The organism is Streptomyces sp. NBC_00075 (assembly GCF_045041225.1).
GTDB lineage: Bacteria > Actinomycetota > Actinomycetes > Streptomycetales > Streptomycetaceae > Streptomyces > Streptomyces adonidis.
Window position 1 is genome coordinate 10212899 of sequence record NZ_CP108243.1, and the last position, 19532, is coordinate 10232430.

The following is a 19532-nucleotide window of genomic DNA, read 5'->3' on the forward strand; positions in this document are numbered from 1 at the left end:
CGTGGTCACCCCCAGGTGACGGGCAGCGAGTAGACCCCGTAGGCGAGCCGGTCGTGCTTGAACCGGATCCGGTCCAGCGGCTCGGCCAGGCGGAGGGTGGGGATGCGGCGGAACAGCGTGCCGTAGACGACCTGGAGCTCCACCCGGGCCAGTTGCTGCCCCACGCACTGGTGGATGCCGAAGCCGAACGCGTTGTGCTGCCGGGCGTTCGGCCGGCGCAGATCCAGCAGGTCGGGCTCGGGGAAGACATGCGCGTCGCGGTTGGCGCTGAAGAGCTCCACGACGATGCCCTCGCCGGCGCGGATCACCTCCCCGCCGATCTCGATGTCCTCCTTGGCGATCCGCCGCTGGCCGCCGTGGATGATGCCCAGGTAGCGCAGCAGTTCCTCCACCGCGCCCGCGACGACCTTCGGATCGTCGGTGTCGCGCAGGACCGCCAGTTGGCCGGGGTGCTCAAGGAGCGCGACCGTGGCGAGGCCGATCATGTTGGCGCTGGTCTCGTGCCCGGCGATGAGCAGTCCCAGGCCCATCATGGCGGCCTCGGACACGGTGATGTCGCCGGAGGTCACCCGTGCCGCGATGTCGGACAGGGCGTCGTCCGCGGGCTCGGCGGCCTTCTGCTCGACGAGCCGCACCAGATACTCGTTGAGCGCCATGAAGTTCCGCCCGCTCTCCTCGGCGGACACGTTGTGGGCGATCCCGCGCGAGGCGTACTCCTGGAAGAACTCGTGGTCCTCGTACGGCACGCCCAGCAGTTCGCTGATCATCAGCGTGGGCAGGGGGAGTGCCAGCTCCTGGACGAGGTCGGCCGGCCTCGGTCCGGCCAGGAGCTTGTCGACGAGGCCGTCGGTGATCTTCTGGATGGTCGGGCGCAGCGCCTCCACCCGTTTGAAGGTGAACGGGCCGGTCATGATCCGCCGGTACCCGGAGTGTTCGGGGGCGTCCGAGTTGAAGACGGAACGCGGGCGGTGCGCCACCGCGGCCGCCATGCCCTCGTTCCAGTGCGGGAATCCGGGCAGCCGCTCGTCGACGCTGACCCGCGGATCACTGAGCAGGGCCCGCTGTGCGGCGTGACCGGTGACGATCCAGGGGGTGCTGCCGTCCCAGATCCGTACTTTCGCGAGCGGCTTCTCGGCGGTGAGCGTCCGTAAGCCCGGAGGAGGATCGAACGGGCAGCCTTCCGCCCGGGGCATCGGCCACTCGGGGGCCCGGGCTTCCCTGATCGTTGCGGCGTCTGTCGGTGCGTCGGGCATGTCCATCCTCTGGTGGTCGGCCGGGGTGTCATTCCTTGATGTGGATCGCCGGCGCGGGACAGACGGCGGCCGCGCACTGGCCGGCCGCGACGCATCTGTCCTGCTCGACGGTTACTTTCACGGGCTGCTCCGCATCGCCGGAGGGAAGTGCGGTGTGGTCGTCCGTCGACCGCGCCACTGAGTGAACTCCTGCCCAGTTCCTAAGTCAATCGATTGATTCAAAATCTCTTGAGAGGGCGCGATGGAGCTTTGGCGGAGGTGCGGTGGTGGGTGATGTCGTCCGTGACGGACCGTCAAGAACCTTCTGTGACAGGGGCCGTCCACACTCCGACGATCGCGTCGACCAGACCGGTGGCGGCATCGTGCCAGCTCGCCCTGGGTGTCGGAGTGCCGAGGGCGAGTGAGCGCTCACGCTCGGCGCACATGTGGAGGATCAGCTGCCGGGTCATGGCGGTGCGTTCCGCGCGCACCACGGTCGGCAGGTCGGGCAGACACCGATGCAGACCGTCGAGGATCTGCCGCCACATGGTGGCGTCGAGTGTCTCGTCGACGACGATCTCGTGGAGCGCGGGGTCGGCCATCACCTGGGCACAGAACCGCGCGAACCAGGTGGGGCTGCCCAGCTCCGCCAGATACTCGGTGGTCGGCCGTACCAGGCACGCCACCCAGTCCCGGAGTTCGGTGGAATCGCCCGTCTCGGCCAGCAGCCGCTCGATCACTCGCTCAAGGCGTGCGGTGTGATGGCGGGTGATCGCACGTACCAGGTCCGCCTTGGTGCCGAAGTGGTATCCGACCACGGCCGTGTTGCCCTGTCCCGCGGCCTCGCTGATCTGACGGTTCGACACGGCATGGACCCCGCGCTCGGCGAACAGCCGCTCCGCCGTGTTCCGGATGACTTCCCGGGTCGCTCGGACCTGCTCGGCCCGGACACTTCTGCCCGCCATGTCCGCCACCGTACCGGGATCGGTGGCCCTGGACGGAAATCAATGAAGTGATTTAGGTTTTGGGCTCGTCGGTCGACGGGACAGGTCGGCCTGGGGGCCGGAGATCCCGGAAAGGTGGTGATGATGGCAAGCGGGACGAGACGGGACGCTCAGGTCAGGGCGACACGGGAGGCGCTCCTGGACGCGGCGGAGCGGCTGTTCGCCGAGCACGGGGTGTACGCGGTCGGCAACCGCCAGATCAGCGAGGCCGCGGGGCAGGGCAACAACGCCGCCGTCAGCTACCACTTCGGTGCCAAGGCCGAGCTGGTGCGGGCCATCGTCCGAAGGCACGCCGAGCGGATCGAAGTCGTCCGCGTACGCATGCTGACCGCCATCGGCGACTCCTCCGACCTGCGGGACTGGGTGGACTGCTCGGTCCGGCCCGTCACCGAGCACCTGGAGACCCTGGGCTGTCCCAGCTGGTACGCCCGGTTCATCGCGCAGGTCTCGGCCGATCCCGCCCTCTACGCGATCACGGAGGAGGAGTACTACGAAGCCTCCCCGTCCCTGGGCAGACTCGAGGACGGCCTCACGCGCTGTGTGCCCGGACTGACGGCGGAGGTGCGCGCCGAACGTGCCGTCATGACACGGCACTTGATCGTCCAGATCTCCGTCGAGAGGGAACGGGCCCTCGCCGACGACACCGCCGCCCTCCGGCCGACCTGGCATGACGCCGCCACCGGCCTCGTCGACGCGATCGTCGCGCTGTGGCAGGCACCGGTGACGCCCGGCGCCTGACCGGTGGGCCGCTCACGGCGCGAACTGGCCGTCGCCGAGGGGGACTTGGTAGAACGCCGGTTCCCGGCCGCGTACCGGAACGGCGACCGGCGACCGGCTCGTCGGGGCTCTCGCGGTCGGCGTCAGCCCGGATTCCACTCAGCGGGAGCGCGAAGGCGTCTGCCGACCCCCGAACCTACGGTTGAACTCGCGTGCCGGTACCCGGAGTTGGGCTGCCGTGCCGAGCAGCGGAGGAGGCAGGTCGTTGACCGGATGGGATCACGCGACCGACTTCCTGGTGGTGGGGAGCGGTGCGGGCGTCGTCGGGGCGGTGCGGGCGCGGGCGCTCGGCAAGGATGTTCTCGTCGTGGAGAAGTCCGAACTGTTCGGCGGGTCGACCTGTATGTCGGGCGGCGTGATGTGGCTTCCCCACAACCCGCTCATGCGACGCGAGAGCGTTCCCGACTCGGTCGATGCCGCACTCGCCTACTTCGACACCGTCGTCGGTGACGCGGGGCCGGCGTCGTCGCCCGCCCGCAGACTGGCGTACATCAACTCCGGTGTCGAGATGGTCGAGTTCCTCGAATCCGAAGGCCTGGAGTTCCGGCGCTGCGAGGGCTACAGCGACTACTACTCCGGTGTCCGGGGCTGCGAGGGCGGCTCGGCGCGCGGCAGGGCGATCGAGGCGAAGGCCTTCGACAGGAAACGGCTCGGGCCGTGGCAGGACAGCATCCGTCCCGGTGTCTCCGGCGGCCTTACCGTCTACACCGGCGAGGCGGGGCCGATGATGCTGATGCGGACCCGGATCGGGCTGGCCGTCCTGGCCAGGGTGGGGCTGCGTACGGCGCTCGGCCGGATCCGCGGCCAGCGGCTCGTGACGAACGGGGCGGCACTGACCGCCCGCCTGCTCCAGGTGCTGCTGCGGCAGGGCGTCGACGTGTGGCTGGAATCCGCGCTGAAGGACCTAGTCGTCCAGGACGGCCGGGTCATCGGCGCCGTCCTTCACCAGAACGGTCGTGACGTACGTGTCCGAGTGCGCGAGGGCGTGCTGCTCGCCGCCGGCGGGTTCGCCCGCGACAAGGAGATGCGCGAACGGCATGCGGGCGGGCGGCCCACCAGCGACCGGTGGACCTCGGCCAACCCGGGCGACACCGGAGAGACGATCCGCATCGCCATGGCCCACGGAGCCGCGACGGACATGCTGGACGAGGCCTGGTGGATGCCCTCGTGGATCATGCCCGACGGAACCCCCACCATGTGCCTCTCCGAACGCAGCAAGCCGGGCGCGGTCATCGTCGACGCAGCGGGCCGTCGGTACTTCAACGAGGCGGTCGCCTACCAGGAGGCCGGTCAGCGCATGCACGCACACGAGCGGGAGTTCGGAGGTGCGATCCCCTCCTGGCTCGTCGTCGACTCCCGGCACCGCACCCACTACCCGTTCGGGATGTCTCCCCCTGGCCGGACACCGGAGGAGTGGATCACCAGCGGTGCGATGAAGCGCGCCGACAGCCTGGAGGATCTCGCCGGCCGGTGCGGGATCGACGCCGGCGGACTCCTCAAGACGGTCGAGCGGTTCAACCGCTTCGCCGCGGCGGGCGCCGACGAGGACTTCCACCGGGGAGAGGGCGACCACGAGAAGTACTACGGCGACATCACCCACGAGCCCAACCCCTGCCTGGGGCCCGTCTCGAAGCCGCCGTTCTACGCGGTCGCCCTCTATCCCGGGGACATCGGCACCAGCGGCGGACTTCTCTGCGACGAGTTCGCCCGGGTACTCGACACCGACGGGACACCGATCGACGGGCTCTACGCCACGGGCAACTGCACCGCGTCCGTGATGGGCCGCAAGTACCTGGGCGCGGGAGCCAGCATCGCCGCGTCGGCGGTGTTCGGCTACGTGGCGGCGAACCACGCGTCGCGGTGACCCACAAGGCCGTCGCATCCGCGCTGCTAGCGTGGTGACGGTGCGAACGGGGCACCGCCTCGGTGTACGCCCGCCTGCGCACTCGACCGCTTGGGGGAGATGTGGGGAGAGGCACCGAGCCGAGGCGGCCGGCCGCTCCGGTCTCGGGGCGGCAGGTCGCCCGGCGCGTCCGAATCCTCCGCGCGGCATCCGAACTCGCCGCCCGTGACGGGCTCGCCGGCATCCAGATGCAGGACGTCGCCAAGGAGGCGGGCGTCGCCCTCGGCACGCTGTACCGCTACTTCCCGTCCAAGCCCTATCTGTTCACCGCGGTGTTCGAGTGGCACATCGAGACGACCCTCGAAGGGTACGGCGTGGACATGGTCGTCGACGCGACGACGGACCGGGCGACCGAGGCGGCCGACACCCTCGTCGCGCTCAGCGTGAAGCTGTTGGACAGCCCGCTGCTGGCCTCGGCGACGGCCCTGTCGGCCTTCAGCGAGTACGCGGCGGTGATTCCGACCCGGTTCGACATCGTCGAGAGCTGCCTCGGCCAGACCCTGCTGCGGGTACTGGGCGTCAGCGAGGCCGGGGAACGGGACCGCAGTGTCGTACGGCTGCTCATCTACAGCTGGTGGGGGCTGTTCGTGGCCATGCTCACCCAGGAGATCACCGCCCGGCAGGCCGAGTCGGACCTGCGGCTGGCGACGAGGCTCATCCTCGCGCCGTACGACGAAGGCTGAGCCGGCGTCACACCGCGGCGGGTGCTGCGAACCGGCCGATTTCCCCGTGCACGGCCCTTGGGTCGTGCACGTCCGCGTTGGTACGTTGGCGGCGGCAACAAACTGGAATAGATTCTAGTTTCAGCAGAGAGGCGCCGACGACGATGTCTGCCCTTCACCTCGGCTCGCGTCTTGAGGCCGAACGGCCCGTACTGCCTCCGTCGATGATGGAGCGCGTGACGTTGATCATGGATCTCTTCGAGCACCCCCGAACGCGCCTGACACTCGAGACGGTCTCCCGCCGGACCCGGCTGCCGCGCTCGACGGCCCACCGGATCCTCGACCAACTGGTCCGGCTGGACTGGCTCCACCACACGGAATCCGGCTACGCGCTGGGACCGCGGGCGCTCGGCCTGGGCGGACGCGAGACCGGACACAGCACCCTGCGTGCCGCCGCGGCACCCCAACTGCTCGACCTGGCCATGCGGACCAGGATGGTCGTGCACCTCGCGGTGCTCGACGGGCTGGAGATCTACTACCTGGACAAGATCGGAGGCCGGGCAGCCGTGGACGTGCCCTCACGGGTCGGAGGCAGAGCCACCGCGCACTGCACCGGCCTCGGCAAGGCGATGCTCGCCTGGCTGAGCCCGGAGGAGATCGACGCGCGGTACGCGCCCCTGATGGAGCGGCGCACGCGTCACAGCATCGACCGCCTCGACGTACTGCACCGGGAACTCGGCGCGGTACGCGGCCGGAACGGGCTGGCCCTCGACCAGGGGGAGTGTTTCGCGGAGATCGCCTGCCTCGGACTCGCCATCCGCGGGCCCGAAGGGGCGGTCGGAGCGATCTCGGTGGTCGCCGACGCACGCTCCGCGGTGGAACGTGTCGCACCCCTGGTCGTCAACGCGGTCCGGGCCGTCACCGACGAGTTCTTCACCGGCCGACGCCCCCGCAGTGCGCTGCGGGCTCTCGGCCCCGCTTGAGCGGTCCCGTCCGCCCGAGGTGCGCGGCACATCGATCGGCAGTACTGGAGTGCCCCACCTTCCGACGCCTGCTCAAGGCCTCCGGATCACCGGCGCGTCCGTACGGTCCACGATGTCCTCGGCTGTCACGCCCGGCGCGCACTCCACGAGTACGAGGCCCTCCGGCGTGACGTCGAGTACGCCGAGGTCGGTGATGATCCGGTGGACGCAGGTCTCGCCGGTGAGCGGCAGGGTGCACTCCTTGAGGATCTTCGGGCTGCCGTCCTTGGCGGAGTGTTCCATCAGGACGATCACGCGGCGGGCGCCGTGGACCAGGTCCATCGCACCGCCCATGCCCTTGACCATCCTGCCGGGGATCATCCAGTTGGCCAGGTCGCCGGCGGCGGAGACCTGCATGGCGCCGAGTACGGCGGTGTCGATGTGGCCGCCCCGGATCATGCCGAAGGAGAGCGCCGAGTCGAAGAAGGAGGCGCCGGGCAGGACGGTGACCGTCTCCTTGCCCGCGTTGATGAGATCCGGGTCGACCTCGTCCTCGGCCGGATACGGGCCGGTGCCCAGGATGCCGTTCTCCGAGTGCAGGACCACCTGGATGTCCGGCGGGAGATGGCCGGGAATCAGGGTGGGCAGGCCGATGCCGAGATTGACATAGGAGCCGTCGGTGAGTTCGGCGGCGGCGCGGGCGGCCATCTCGTCCCGGGTCCAGCCCAGTTGCGTACCGAGGGTGGTGCTCATGCGCGTACGGTCCTCTTCTCTGGTTGCTTATCGGCCGTCTGCGCTGCCGTCAGTTCCACCACCCGCTGGACGAAGACGCCCGGCAGATGCACCTCGTCCGGGCTCAACTCGCCCGGTTCCACGAGCTGTTCGACCTCCGCGACGGTGATCCGGCCGGCCATCGCGGCCGGCGGGTTGAAGTTGGCGGCGGACTTGCGGAAGACCAGGTTTCCGTGGCGGTCGCCGCGCCAGGCCCGTACGAGGGCGAAGTCGGTGGTGATGCCGTGCTCCAGGACGTACGCGCGGCCCGCGAAGTCCCGGGTCTCCTTGGGCGGGGAGGCCACCGCGACCGTGCCGTCGGACGCGTGGCGCCAGGGCAGCCCGCCCTTGGCCACCTGCGTGCCCACTCCCGCCGGGGTGTAGAACGCCGGTATGCCCGCTCCGCCGGCGCGCAGCCGCTCGGCCAGCGTGCCCTGCGGCACCAGCTCCACCTCCAGTTCGCCCGACAGGTACTGCCGGGCGAACTCCTTGTTCTCGCCCACATAGCTGCCGGTCACCCGGGCGATCCGCCCGTCGGCCAGCAGGACCCCGAGTCCGTGCCCGTCCACACCGCAGTTGTTCGACACGACCCGCAAACCTGTGGTGCCCTGGGAGTGCAGGGCCCGGATCAGCACATCGGGGATGCCACTGAGACCGAAGCCACCGACGGCCAGCGACGCGCCGTCGGGTATGTCGGCGACCGCCTCGGCGGCGCTCGCACGGACCTTGTCCATGGGAAGTGGGCCTTTCTGCTGCTCTGCTCTACGGGTGCACGGCGTCCGAGATCGGTTTGGCGCCGCCGTGTGCGGTGAGGCCGCCGTCGACCGGGATCTCGGCGCCGGTGATGAAGGACGCGTTGTCGGACAGCAGGAACGTCACGAGCGGGGCGATGTCGTCGACGCTCCCGGTGCGGCCGAGGGGCGTCCCGAGGAGGTTCGCCTCACGGAAGCCCGGTGCGGCGAAGGCGGTCATGTCCGTCTCGATGAAGCCGGGGTGGACGATGTTCACGCGGATGCCGCGCGGCCCCAGCTCCATGGCGGCGGTTCGCGTCAGGCCGCGCAACGCCCACTTGCTGGCCGTGTACGCGACGGGATAGTGGGCGGTCAGCGCCGCCGAGGAACCGACGTTCACGATCGACGCCCCCGGCCGCATCAAGGGCACGAGATGCTGGATGCCGAGCAGCGGGCCGGTGACGTTGACGGCGTGGACCCGGGCCATGTCCTCGGGGCGTACGTCGTCGATACGGGCCCGCCAGGTGACGCCCGCGTTGTTCACCAGGCCGTGCACCTGCTCGTACGACTCCCGTAGTTCGGCGGCGAGTTCGGCCCACTCCTTCTCGCCGGTGACGTCGAGCCGGCGGCAGCCGGGTGCCTCGGTCACGTCGGTGGCGATCACCCGGGCGCCCTCCCGGGCCAGCGCCTCGGCCTCGGCGGCACCCTGGCCGCCGGCCGCGCCCGTGACGACCACGACCTTGCCGAGGAGCCGCTGCCGGCCGGCGTCGGTCACGGCCGCTCCCGCAGCCGCCGCCGGGCGACCGGCACAGGCACCGGATCGGCCCCGGCCACCACGGTGTTGGAGACGCTGCCGATGCCCTCGACGGTGAGCGTCACCGTGTCGCCGGGCCGCAGCGGCGCCGGGTCCTGATGCCCTCGTACGCCCCACAGCTCCGCCAGACACCCGCCGTTGCCGCAGGTCCCCGAGCCGAGGACGTCGCCGGGGCGGACGGCGGTGCCGCGCGAGGCGTAGGCGACCATCTCCTCGAACGTCCAGCTCATGTTGGACAGCAGGTCCTTGCCGACGGTCGTGCCGTTCACCTCCGCCGTCAGCTCCAGGCGCAGGAACCCGTCCGCGTCGCGGTACTTCTCCAGCTCGTCGGCGGTGACCAGGTACGGGCCAAGCGTCGAGGCGGTGTCCTTGCCCTTGCAGGGGCCGAGGCCCACCCTCATCTCGGCCGACTGGAGATCGCGGGCGGACCAGTCGTTGAAGACCGTGTAGCCGACGATGTGCTCACGGGCCTGCTCGGGAGTGAGGTCGCGGCCCTCCTTGCCGATCACGGCGGCGACCTCCAGTTCGAAGTCGAGCACGCTCGACCCCGGCGGCATCGGGATGTCGTCGTGCGCGCCGTACACGGCGTACGGGTTGGTGAAGTAGAAGGTCGGGGCCGCGTACCACCGCTCCGGCACCCCGGCGGCCCCGTCCACCGACCGTCGTACGCCCTCGACGTGCTCCTCGAAGGTGACGAAGTCCCGTACGGTGGGCGGCTGGAGCGGTGGCAGCAGCCGTACCTCCGACAGGGGGACGGGCGCGCCCACGGGGTGGGCGCCGACGGCTTCGAGGGGTGACGTGCCGTCCGGGAGGGCTCGTACGACGCTGCCTTCCACGATGCCGCAGTGGCGACGCCCCTCGTGCAAGTAAGTGGCGATACGCATGAGTTGCCTCTCAGACCGGCGGGGCGACGAACACCCCGCGGTCGACGTCGTTGAAGGACTCCTTGGCGACCAGTTCGTTCATCGGGTTCGCCGTGCCCCACTGGTCGGTGACCTCGGGCTGCGAGAAGTCGTAGACGTGGGGATGCCAGGAGTCCTCGTCGAGCAGCTCCAACTCCGTCGTGTACTCGACGGTGTTGCCGTGCGGGTCGAGGAAGTACGTGAAGGTGTTGTCGCCCGCCATGTGCCGGCCCGGACCCCAGACCTTCTGGAAACCGGCCCGCATCACCCGGCCGGAGCCGCGCATGTACTCGTCCAGGCCGCGCATCTCGAAGGACACGTGGTGCAGGGAGGTGTGCGGGCCCTTCGCGATGGCCATGGAGTGGTGCTGGTTGCTGATCCGCATGAAGTGCATGACGTCACCGACGTACGGCGAGCTGAGCGTGTCGGAGTGGCGGAAGCCGAGGTGACGCTCGTACCACTCGCGGGTCCTGTCGAGGTCCGGCGAGTTGAGGACGACGTGCGACAGCTTGACCGGGATCGCCTCCTTCTCCTCGATCCGGCGGTGCTGCCTGACCTCGACATCGGCGGAGACCTCGATCGTGCGCCCGTCGACGTCGAAGAAGCGGAAGCCGTAACCGCCGCCGGGCGTGTCCACCTTGCCCGGCTGCGACACCAACTGGACGCCATCGGCAAGCAGTTGCTCGGCGAGAGTGTCCACGTCGGCCGCGCTCCCGGCACCGTAGGACACCAGGTCGAGCCGCTTCTCGTCGGCCTTCCGCAGCCGTACGACGTACTGCTCGGGCGAGCCCTCGGCGGCCAGGAAGGAGATCCCGGAGTCCTCGGCGACCTTGGTCAGGCCCCACACACCGGCGTAGAAGTCGAGCTGCTTGTCGTAGTCGGGCACGGCGAGGTCGACGTGCCGGAGGTGCGTGAGCGGACGGTCACTCATGGGGGGTTCCTCCTAGGACGAGGTTGAGCAGGGCGGCGGCGTTGCCGCCCCGCACCGCGTGGAAGTCGTGGTCGGGCAGATCTGCCGTGCGCAGCGCGCCCAGCGGGTCGTCGGTACCCATGTCGAAGGGGAAGTCGGAGCCGAGCAGCACCCGGTCGGCGCCGACGGCCCGGATCAACTCCCGCAGTACGTACGGGTCGTGGACGAGCGAGTCGAAGTACAGCCGCTTGAGATAGCTGCTCGGTTCCCGCACGCAGTCCCGGGCGTCGGGGCGGATCCGCCAGGCGTGGTCGGAGCGGCCGATGTGGGTCGGCAGATAGCCGCCGCCGTGCGCCGCGATCAGCTTCAGGCCCGGATGACGGTCCAGGACGCCGGAGAAGATCACCTGGGAGAGGGCGACCGCGTTCTCGGTGGGCTGGCCGACGGTGTTGGACAGGTACCACCGGTCGAGCCGCTCGTCGAGCGTGCAGCCGAAGGGGTGCAGGAAGAGGACGGCACCCGTCTCCTCCGCACGGGACCAGAAGGGTTCGTACGCCGGATCCGACAGCTCGTGACCGGGTGCGTGCGAGGAGATCTCCACGCCCTTCAGGCCCTGTTCGAGTGCGTGGTCGAGCAACTCGACCGTGAGGTCGGGGTGTTGGAGCGGAACCAGGCCGAGGCCGTGCAGCCGGTCGGGTGCCTTCGCACAGTGCGCGGCGGTGCCCTCGTTGGCCAACTGGCAGAGCCTCTCGGCCAGTTGCGGCTCGGCCCAGTAGTGGTAGTGCGACGGGGACGGGCTGACCAGCTGGATGTCCACGCCCTGCGCGTCCATGGCGGCGAGGCGCACGGCGACGTCCGTGAGCCTCGGCACGCGCGCGCCGACCATGGGACCGTTGACGGCCAGGGCCGCCCGGCCGTTGCGGCGGGCGTCGAGTGCGCGGGCCTCGGCGAGACCGGGCCGGCCGACGACGGCCTCCTCGACCTCCGGGAGCAGGAGATGGGCGTGGACGTCGATCGTCGGGGGCGAGAGGGGCTCGGTCACGGGAGTTCCTTCAGAGCGCTCATCGTGCGGCCCATCAGCGCCGCCACGTCCTTGCCGCGTTCCTGGTCGGGCGCCCTTTCGAGCAGCCACCGGCCGACCTGTACGGAGGCCTCGACGACCATCCGCACTCGGGGCAGCCGTCGGGCGTGGTAGTCGGTGAGGAGCTGGTCGTCCCAGTCGTCGCGGCCGGTCAGCAACTCGGCCAGGACCAGGACGTCTTCGAGGGACATCGCGGCGCCCTGCGCGAGCGTGGGCGGACAGCAGTGCACGGCGTCACCGACCAGCACCACCCGGCCGCGGTGCCACGGGCCCTCGACCAACAGCTGGTCGAAGTACGCGTAGTTGACGGCCTTCGGGTCGGTGAACGCGGTGCGGATCTCCTCCCACGCCCCGCCGTAGCCCTCGCTGAGCGCTCGCATCTCGTCGGCGTACGCGTCGGGGTCCAGCGCGGCCCGGTCGCGGGCCCGCTCCACGAGATAGGCGTAGACCGTGTCCTCGCTGGTCGGGCAGTACCCGGCGATGAAACAGCGACCGCCGTACATCATCTCGGTACGGGTGACACCGGCCGGGCGGGGCGCGGGGGCGCGCCAGATGCCCATGCCGGTGGGTTCGGGTCTCTCGGTGATGCCGATCATGTCGCGGGTGGCGGAGTGCAGTCCGTCGGCGCCGACCACCAGGTCGTAGCGGCGGCTCGTACCGTCCGAGAAGGTCACGTCCACGCCCTCGCCGTCCTGCGCGAAGGCGGTGGCCGTCGTGCCGAGGCGGACCCCGGCGCCCGAGGTGCGCACCCGGTCGATGAGGAGCTGCTGGAGACCGGGCCGCTGCATCCCGATGTGGGCGGGCAGGTCCTCGCCGCCGGTGCGGAGTTCGTCGTGGGCGTAGATCACCGTGCCGTCGGGGGTGAGGATGGCGACGCCGTCGGCCGCGTAGCCGTCCTTCTCGATGCCGCCGAGGACGCCGACCTCTCGGAGTACGCGAAGGGCGTTGCCCTGAAGGGTGATGCCGGAACCGGCGACGGCCTTCCAGTCGGGGCTCGCCTCGACGAGGTCGACCTCGATGCCGGCTCGGCGCAGGAGGACGGTGAGGGTGTTGCCGGAGGTTCCTCCGCCGATGATCAGGACGGTGCGGGTGAGGCCGTTGGCCATGTCGGGGTTACCTCCGGGGTGAGGCCGCGCGGCTTTGGGCGGCAGGGTGCTCCGTTGAGGGCGGTACGTAGGGTGCGGGCTGTGTGTGGCTGGTCGCGCAGTTCCCCGCGCCCCTTTGGGGCGCCCGGGCTCGCGCCGGACTTCAGAGCGGGCTACTTCACCGCGATGGGGTTGACCGGGGAGCCGACGGCGCCGGTTATGGGTAGTGGGGCGGCCGTGAGCCAGAACTCGTATGCGCCGTCCTCGGCGCAGTCGGCTGCCAGGGTGTCCAGGTCCCACATCTCGCCGATCAGTAGGCCGATGCTGGGGATGACGACCTGGTGCAGTGGCTGGAAGGCGTGGTCGAACTCGTTCGGCCGTACCTCGAAGCCCCACGTGTCGGTGGCGATCGCGGTGATCTCGGTGCTGTGCAGCCAGCCCGCCGTGGTGAACGACAGGCCGGGTGCGGGCCCGCCCGCGTAGTCGCCCCAGCCGTCGCGCCGGGCGCGGGTCAGCTGTCCGGTGCGGACGAGGACGATGTCGCCCCGGCCGACGGTCACCCCGTGCGCCTCGGCGGTGGCGCTCAGGTGCTCCTCGGTGATGGCGAAGCCGTCGGGCAACTCGCCCCGCTCGCCGATGACTTGGCCGACGTCGAGGAGTACGCCGCGTCCGGCGACGTACGGCGCCATGTGCTCGATGCCGGTGACGAGGTCGCCGTCGGAGGTGACCACCTTCTCGGCGTCGCGGCCGTTCCACGCCTTGCCGTGGTCGAAGATGTGCCCGAGCCCGTCCCACTGCGTGGAGCACTGCAACGGCATCGCGATCACGTCGTCGGCGCCGCCGATACCGTGCGGGAAGCCCTGGTTGCCGAGGGCCGCGTCGGTGCCGGTGTCGAGCATGGTGTGCACGGGGTTGGTGCGCCGGCGCCAGCCCTTCTGCGGCCCGTTCATGTCGAACCGCTGCGAGAGCGAGAAACTGACGCCCCGTCGGACGAGTGCGGCACCTTCGCGCCGCTTGGCCTCGTCGAGGAAGTTGAGGGTGCCCAGCACGTCGTCCTCGCCCCAACGCCCCCAGTTGGAGTACGACTTGGCGGCCTCGGCGATGGCGCCCTCCGGGTCGTGACGGTCGAGGCGGCCGGTGTGGTCGACGTGGTCGAGACTCATGCCGACTCCTCCGCCGTACAACGGGTGCGCTGCACACCCAGACCGGTGATGGAGCCCTCCATGACGTCGCCGTCGCGCAGCAGCCGTCCCCAGTGGATGCCGTTCCCGGCCGGGCTGCCGGTCAACACCAGGTCACCGGGCAGGAGTTGGGCGGTCTGCGAGATGTACGACACCAGCCGTGCCACGCCGAAGAGCATGTCCTTGGTGGACTCGTCCTGCATGGTCTCGCCGTTGAGCTTCAGGGTGACCCGCAGATCGCCGGTGTCCGCGACCGACCCGGCCGGTACGAGCCAGGGGCCGAGCGGGGTGAACCCGGGGGCGTTCTTGCTGCGCAGCCAGTCGGTGCCGATGGCCTTCATGTCCCGGCGGAACACCGTGGCGCGGTCCGTGAGGTCGTTGGCGATCGTGTACCCGGCGACGTACTCCAGAGCCTCCTCCACCGGTACCCGGTGGGCCGACTTGGCGATGACGACCGCCAACTCCAGCTCCCAGTCGGGCTGTTCGGCCCAGGAGGGCAGTACGACATCGTCGTACGGGCCCGTGATCGTGCTCGGCAGGCCGATGAACACGTACGGCAGGTCCTCGGCCGCCCGGCGGTCCATGACCGCGGCGATCTCGGCCCGCGCCTCCTCGACCGTGCGCGGATCGTCGGGGGAGCGGTGGGCGACCTCCAGGTCGATCACGTGCTGCCGATAGTTGGCGCCGGACTGGAATATCTGCCGCGGCTCCAGCGGCGCGTGCACCCGCAGGACATCCAGCGGCTGCCAGCCGAGGACGGTGTCGGCGGCGAGGGCGTGCAGGACGGGGAGGGTCTCCTCCCACCGCTCCACCACGGCACGGACGCCGGACGGCGCCCAGTCCAGGGCCGTGCTCAGGTCGAGCACCCGGTCCTCGACCAGGAGACCGGGGAACGGCTCCCCGTCCGGTGCGGAGAACGTGCCGAGCGCGAACGGGCCGGCAGGTTGCGCGAGCGTTGCCATCAGATTTCCTTCTGCTGGGGTGCGGTCTACTCTGACCTCGAACTACCGATCACGGAAATCAATCTTCTGTATGTGCCGAATCCATGGCATGGATGGCTCTCGCTCGCTAGGCGGTCCCCGGTGAACCTGTCCAGACTCGACCTCAATCTGGTCCTCGCCCTGCGCGCGCTGCTGGAGGAGCGCAACGTCACCCGAGCGGGTGAGCGCATCGGCCTCAGCCAGCCCGCGATGAGCGCGGCACTGTCCCGGCTGCGCCGCCACTTCGACGACGAGCTGCTCGCCCGGACCGGCAACTCCTACGAGCTGACCCCGCTCGGCACCGCCCTGCGGGACCGCAGCGCCACCGCGTGCGACCTGCTGGAACGGGTCTTCGCCAGCCAGGCCGACTTCGACCCGGCCGCCGAGTCCCGCGAGTTCACGCTGCTCGCCTCCGACTACGGGGCGGCCGTCTTCGGTGCCGCGCTCGCCCGCGCCCTGCACGAGGAGGCGCCCGGCATCCGGCTCACCTTCCAGCACCCGGCGCCGTCCGTCCAGGAGAACACCGCCACCCTGCTGAGCACCGTCGACGGACTGCTGATGCCGCACGGCGTGATCGACGGCTTCCCCGCGGTCGACCTGCATCAGGACCGCTGGCTGTGCATGGTCGCCGACGACAACCCGGAGGTCGGAGACGAGCTGACGTTGGACCAGCTGGCGCGGCTGCCCTGGGCGGTCTACCAGCGCCCTTACGACGCCCCGGTCGCCCGGCAGCTCAGCATGATAGGGATCAGCCCCCGGACGGAGGTCTCGGTGCAGACGTTCCAGTTGCTGCCCCACATGGTCGAGGGCACCCGGCGGGTCGCGATGATCCAGGAGCGCCTGGCCCGCAAGGCGGTCCGCTCCGCGGCGGTGCGTGTCCTGGCCTGTCCGTTCGAGGCGGTTCCCGTGCGGGAGGCGTTGTGGTGGCATCCGGTGCACGCGCAGGACGCGGCCCACATCTGGCTCCGCCAGAAGGCGGCGGCTGTGGGCGCGACGCTCACTGGACCCGCCTAGGGGCGCGGGGAACTGCGCGACCAGCCACCCACCAAGCCGCACCCGCCGACTCACACTCCGCAGCAGACGCGACTGCGGGTCGTACGTGGTTGCTCGCGCCCACGCGGCGGAGCCGCAAGTTGATACAGCCCCGCGCCCCTAGGTGGGCTGTCCTGCCCTCAGTCCGATTGCTACGAAGGCCGTGGCGAGGCCCAGCAAGCCCACCGCACCCGCCAAGCTCCCCACCGCCGATTCGCCCGCCAGAAGCACCAGCGGGCAGACGAACTCCCCGCCGAAGAACGCCGCCATCCACAGCCCCGTCCCGCGCCCGCGGTCCTCGAAGTCCAGGCGGGACATCGCGCTGGTCAGGAGGGCCGGCAGGAGCATGCCGGTGCCCACGCAGTTGACGACCGCCCCGGCGACCAGCAGTGGGGCGCTGCCCGCGAGGAACATCAGGACGAAACCGGTGGCGCAGACCGCGAGGACGGCGGGCAGCATCGGGTCGGGGGAGCGTCCCAGGCGGGCGAAGGTGATCGCGCCGCCCACGGTGGCGGCACTGGCGATGGCGGTGGACAGGCCGATCACACCGGAGTTCTCCACGCCGAGGTCGTCGAGCAGGTACGCCATCTCCACCGGGACGGTGTAGAAGACCATCGCCCCGAAGAAGGTCAGCGCGCAGATGCCTCCCAACTGCCGCCAGGGGAAGGGACGGTGGGCCTCAGTACCGGCAGTGACCTCGGAACCGGAGGCCGGTCGAGCCGCAGGGTTGGGCAGCGCGGCGGCCATCAGCGGAGCGAGCGCCAGGCTCACCGCGTACACCCAGAACGGGACGCGCCAGCCGGCGGATCCGGCGGCGCCGCCGATCACGAAGAAGGCGGTGGCCGACGCCGAGGCGCACATGGTCTGGAGGGCGAGGTACTTCACGCGCCGGCGACCGGAGTAGTAGTCGCCGATCAGGGTCGTGCAGCACGTCATGATCGCGGCCTCCGTGACCCCGACCAGGGCACGGCTGGCGATGATGCCGCCCAGCGAGTCCAGCCAGAGCGGCGCCGTACCGAACACGGCGTACAGCAGGGTCGCCACGATCAGCAGGCGCTTGCGGCCCACCCGGTCCACGATCACCCCGGCGAACGGGGCCAGCAGCGCCAGCGCCAGCGCCGGAACGGTCAGCGCGAGGGGCACCAGCGCCTTGGCGCCGGGGACCGACGCGAAGTGGTCCTGCATCTTCGGCAGCACCGGGGCGATCAGCACCGCGCCCAGGATCGGCAGACAGCTGCCCGCCATCAGCAGGGTCACCCGCAGGAGATGGGCCGGGCCCGAGACCTCCAGGGAGGACGGCGCGTCGTCGTCGACCGTGGCGGAAGGGGGTGGCAGGACGGGACCGGGCATGGCGACTCCAGGGACGGTATCGGGGGAGCGGGCATGCCGGTTCTCACGGGCGCCGACGGCGCGCGGCATGCTGCGGACGGCCGCACGACGGCGGCTGGTCCGGACAGCTGCGTGCGGGTAGGGACGACTATGGGTCGTCGTACGCCGCGTCGCCATCCTCCACGCGATCCGAATCCCGTATCCGGCTCATCCATACGGTGGATGAGTAGTCGCCCCGCACCCCGAAGGGGCGCGGAGCGCTCGGCAGTGGTCAGAAGCCTCCGGGAGTGCGGCCGAGTGTGCCCGTCGGGTCGCCGGGGTCGGCGCCCTCGACCCGGCCGAAGTACAACTCGACCTGGGAGCGGAAGCGTTCGACGGCCGCGCGGTCGGACATGAACCTCGCGAACGCCTTCGGGTCGGTGTTCCTGTACGAGGCCAGCGGCTTGAGGCCGGTCGGTGGTGCGACGTCCGCACGGACGGACCAGGTCCAGGTCGCGATGGCGTTCTTCTGCACGGCCTGGGAGTCGAGCCAGCTCATGAAGAGCCTGGCGCCCGCCTTGTGCGGGGCGTCCTTGAAGATGGCGCCACGCTGGGCCCAGGAGTTGAAGCGCTCGCTGTCGGAGAAGACCTGGGTGCCGTTCGGCCGGGCGTCGCCGCCGACCGCGATCGAGGCCAGGTAGTCACCGCTCGCCACTCCGGCGGCGGAGCCGGGGACCCCGCGGATCAGCTTGGGGTTCTGCTCGATCAGCTGGGCGAGGTAGTCCCAGCCGTACTCGTCGACCATCTGCTTGTAGCCGAACAGCACGGCGTCGTCGTCGTTCGGGTAGGTGAGGATCAGCTTGTTCTTGTACTCGGGCTTGAGCAGGTCGGTGCCCTTGAAGTCGCTTGCCTTCGCCGGGAGTTGCTTGTTGTTGACGATGTAGGAGAAGGCGCCGTAGAAGACGCCGGTGTAGTAGCCGTCCTTGTCCTTGGCGTCGGCGAAGATCTTGTCCCAGCCCACCGGCTTGTACTTCAGCAGGTCGCCCTGCTTCTTCCAGCGGTCGAAGTCCTGCGTGGTCTGGAGGATCGCGGCGTCGGCGGTCAGCTTGCCGCTGGCGAGCTGGTTGTCGATCCGGGCGTCGTGGTACTTGCTCAGGTCGGTGACCAGGTTGAGCTGCATGTCCGGGAACTGCTGCCGGAACGCGGACGCCAGGCCGTCCCACTGGCCGGGCGCGTCGCCGCCCATGTACACGGTGACCTTGCCGCCCTCGGCCTTCGCGGCCTTGTAGAGCGCCTGGAGCTGGTCCTGCTCGCTGACGGTGGTGTGCCGGGGCGTGGTGGTGCCGGCCATGGCGGTCGTGCCTACGGCGGTCAGGGCCAGGGCGGTGGCGATGGCCGCGCCGATCAGCTTGTTCCTGTGCTTCATGGCGTAGTGCTGCCTCTCATGTGCTGGTGCGCGCGTTGCTGGTGCGCGAGTGCGCCCGGCAATCGTTTGATGTTTCAAACGTTGCGTTACGGAGCACGCTAGAGGAGGAAGTTTGAAAGTTCAAACGTGCGGGCCTAGGATGTGACCATGCCCACGACGCCCCGCTGGCTGGACACCGAGGAACAGCGAGCCTGGCTCGCCTACGTCGAGTTCTCCACGCATCTGTCCGACCATCTGAACCGTCAGCTGCGGCGGGACGCCGGGCTGACCCACGCGGATTACACGCTGCTGGCCCATCTGTCGTCCGTCCCGGACGAGGCCCTGACCATGTCCGAGCTGGCCGAGCGGCTGAAGATCACGCGCAGTCGGCTCACCCATGCGGTGACGCGACTTCAGCAGGCCGGTCACGTGGATCGACGCGACGATCCCGTGAATCGGCGCAACCAGCTTGCCGTGCTCACCGATCAGGGGCGTGAGCTGTTGGAGCGGGCGGCGCCTGGGCATGTGGACGCGGTGCGGCGGGCCGTCTTCGATGCGTTGACTGCCGAGCAGGTGCGGGGGTTTGCGGAGATCGGGGAGGCTATTAACGCCGCGTTGCGGCGTGTGGACGCCGGGGATGACGATGTTGAGGCGTTGCCTTGGCGGCGCCGGTAAGGGAGTGCGGTGAGGGGTTGTCGGTTTGCTGCTGGTCGCGCAGTTCCCCGCGCCCCTTTGGGGCGCTGCCGGACCGTAGCTGGTCGCGCCCACGCGGCGGAGCCGCATATGGATACG

General features: G+C 70.2%; 20 protein-coding genes. 6 read left to right on the forward strand and 14 right to left on the reverse strand.

The window, feature by feature from the left end:
• Window positions 1-5: 5 nt before the first annotated feature.
• From OG787_RS44655 to OG787_RS44665, 3 genes are all read right to left on the reverse strand, one after another.
• Entirely contained in the window at window positions 6-1253 is a 1248-nt protein-coding gene (locus tag OG787_RS44655; protein WP_405539157.1) for a cytochrome P450, read from the reverse strand.
• Window positions 1254-1281: 28 nt separating this feature from the next.
• On the reverse strand, window positions 1282-1431 hold the full coding sequence (locus OG787_RS44660) for a hypothetical protein (RefSeq protein WP_405539159.1): 150 nt from the start codon (window positions 1429-1431) through the stop codon (window positions 1282-1284).
• A gap of 115 nt (window positions 1432-1546) precedes the next feature.
• Window positions 1547-2197, reverse strand: coding sequence for a TetR/AcrR family transcriptional regulator (locus OG787_RS44665; protein WP_405539160.1), 651 nt, complete (start codon window positions 2195-2197; stop codon window positions 1547-1549).
• A 123-nt stretch (window positions 2198-2320) separates the two neighbouring features.
• On the opposite strand from OG787_RS44665, the gene OG787_RS44670 reads away from it, so the two are divergent.
• From OG787_RS44670 to OG787_RS44685, 4 genes are all read left to right on the forward strand, one after another.
• Window positions 2321-2974: a TetR/AcrR family transcriptional regulator gene (locus OG787_RS44670; protein ID WP_369031968.1), complete on the forward strand. Its 654-nt coding sequence runs from the start codon at window positions 2321-2323 to the stop codon at window positions 2972-2974.
• A gap of 244 nt (window positions 2975-3218) precedes the next feature.
• Entirely contained in the window at window positions 3219-4877 is a 1659-nt protein-coding gene (locus tag OG787_RS44675) for an FAD-binding protein (RefSeq protein WP_405539163.1), read from the forward strand.
• Between the two features lie 101 nt (window positions 4878-4978).
• Entirely contained in the window at window positions 4979-5599 is a 621-nt protein-coding gene (locus OG787_RS44680) for a TetR/AcrR family transcriptional regulator (RefSeq protein ID WP_369031966.1), read from the forward strand.
• Between the two features lie 143 nt (window positions 5600-5742).
• The gene (locus tag OG787_RS44685) at window positions 5743-6561 is read left to right on the forward strand and encodes an IclR family transcriptional regulator (RefSeq protein ID WP_369031965.1); all 819 of its coding nucleotides are present in this window, start codon (window positions 5743-5745) and stop codon (window positions 6559-6561) included.
• Window positions 6562-6633: 72 nt separating this feature from the next.
• Here the strand turns inward: OG787_RS44685 and OG787_RS44690 are convergent, their stop codons facing one another.
• The 9 genes from OG787_RS44690 to OG787_RS44730 all read right to left on the reverse strand — a co-directional run bounded on the left by OG787_RS44690 (window position 6634) and on the right by OG787_RS44730 (window position 14977).
• The gene (locus OG787_RS44690) at window positions 6634-7269 is read right to left on the reverse strand and encodes a CoA transferase subunit B (RefSeq protein ID WP_369032008.1); all 636 of its coding nucleotides are present in this window, start codon (window positions 7267-7269) and stop codon (window positions 6634-6636) included.
• Between the two features lie 20 nt (window positions 7270-7289).
• Window positions 7290-8045, reverse strand: coding sequence for a CoA transferase subunit A (locus tag OG787_RS44695; RefSeq protein WP_405539165.1), 756 nt, complete (start codon window positions 8043-8045; stop codon window positions 7290-7292).
• Window positions 8046-8073: 28 nt separating this feature from the next.
• Window positions 8074-8817 (reverse strand): SDR family oxidoreductase, encoded by a 744-nt coding sequence (locus tag OG787_RS44700; protein ID WP_405539167.1) that lies wholly within the window; start codon window positions 8815-8817, stop codon window positions 8074-8076.
• Window positions 8814-9740, reverse strand: a complete 927-nt coding sequence (locus OG787_RS44705) for a fumarylacetoacetate hydrolase family protein (RefSeq protein WP_405539168.1) — start codon at window positions 9738-9740, stop codon at window positions 8814-8816. Before OG787_RS44705 ends, OG787_RS44700 begins: the two co-directional genes overlap by 4 nt.
• A gap of 10 nt (window positions 9741-9750) precedes the next feature.
• Entirely contained in the window at window positions 9751-10689 is a 939-nt protein-coding gene (locus tag OG787_RS44710) for a VOC family protein (protein WP_405539170.1), read from the reverse strand.
• Window positions 10682-11710, reverse strand: coding sequence for an amidohydrolase family protein (locus OG787_RS44715; protein ID WP_405539173.1), 1029 nt, complete (start codon window positions 11708-11710; stop codon window positions 10682-10684). Before OG787_RS44715 ends, OG787_RS44710 begins: the two co-directional genes overlap by 8 nt.
• Window positions 11707-12855 carry an FAD-dependent oxidoreductase gene (locus tag OG787_RS44720; RefSeq protein ID WP_405539175.1) on the reverse strand — a complete coding sequence of 383 codons (1149 nt, stop codon included), beginning with the start codon at window positions 12853-12855 and terminating at the stop codon, window positions 11707-11709. The genes OG787_RS44715 and OG787_RS44720 overlap by 4 nt, the downstream gene beginning before the upstream one ends.
• A 152-nt stretch (window positions 12856-13007) precedes the next feature.
• Window positions 13008-13997 (reverse strand): cyclase family protein, encoded by a 990-nt coding sequence (locus tag OG787_RS44725; protein WP_369031958.1) that lies wholly within the window; start codon window positions 13995-13997, stop codon window positions 13008-13010.
• On the reverse strand, window positions 13994-14977 hold the full coding sequence (locus OG787_RS44730; RefSeq protein ID WP_405539177.1) for a fumarylacetoacetate hydrolase family protein: 984 nt from the start codon (window positions 14975-14977) through the stop codon (window positions 13994-13996). The genes OG787_RS44725 and OG787_RS44730 overlap by 4 nt, the downstream gene beginning before the upstream one ends.
• A gap of 120 nt (window positions 14978-15097) precedes the next feature.
• Here OG787_RS44730 and OG787_RS44735 point away from each other — a divergent pair, with 120 nt between their 5' ends.
• Window positions 15098-16009, forward strand: a complete 912-nt coding sequence (locus OG787_RS44735) for a LysR family transcriptional regulator (protein ID WP_369031956.1) — start codon at window positions 15098-15100, stop codon at window positions 16007-16009.
• A 138-nt stretch (window positions 16010-16147) separates the two neighbouring features.
• On the opposite strand, the gene OG787_RS44740 is transcribed toward OG787_RS44735, so the two are convergent.
• Window positions 16148-17377 (reverse strand): MFS transporter, encoded by a 1230-nt coding sequence (locus OG787_RS44740; RefSeq protein WP_369031955.1) that lies wholly within the window; start codon window positions 17375-17377, stop codon window positions 16148-16150.
• A gap of 250 nt (window positions 17378-17627) precedes the next feature.
• A complete protein-coding gene (locus tag OG787_RS44745; RefSeq protein ID WP_369031954.1) occupies window positions 17628-18761 on the reverse strand; it encodes an ABC transporter substrate-binding protein in 1134 nt (377 codons plus the stop codon).
• Window positions 18762-18908: 147 nt separating this feature from the next.
• Between OG787_RS44745 and OG787_RS44750 the strand changes: the two genes are divergently transcribed.
• Window positions 18909-19415, forward strand: a complete 507-nt coding sequence (locus OG787_RS44750) for a MarR family winged helix-turn-helix transcriptional regulator (RefSeq protein ID WP_405539180.1) — start codon at window positions 18909-18911, stop codon at window positions 19413-19415.
• Window positions 19416-19532 lie beyond the last annotated feature (117 nt).